Source organism: Xenorhabdus entomophaga, assembly GCF_037996725.1.
Taxonomy (GTDB): Bacteria; Pseudomonadota; Gammaproteobacteria; order Enterobacterales; family Enterobacteriaceae; genus Xenorhabdus; species Xenorhabdus khoisanae.
The window spans coordinates 1-220 of record NZ_JBBMXH010000555.1 but is presented as its reverse complement, the minus strand read 5'-3'; the positions used below and the strand labels follow the sequence as shown (position 1 = coordinate 220).

General features: G+C 39.1%; 1 pseudogene. It reads left to right on the top strand.

Annotated features, from left to right (window positions below):
- A pseudogene (locus tag AAC854_RS24035) lies at nt 1-127 on the top strand (IS630 family transposase); the annotation flags it as partial.
- Nucleotides 128-220: the final 93 nt, after the last annotated feature.

Sequence of the window (220 nt, the reverse complement as noted above, 5' to 3'; positions counted from 1 at the left end):
ACGTATTCATCAAGCATTATCGCAAACATCAAAAGAAAATCCCGTATTTTATGAGGATGAAGTCGATATTAATTTCAATCCCAAAATGGGTTCAGATTGGTACTTCAAAGGTAACCCTTCACCAGTCCCCCATTGACACAAAAATGTGATGTTTATCGCTTGATCCGCATTTCCCTGTTGCTTGATCCTGCCAGTCAGGTAACTTTTTCACCCATGAAAA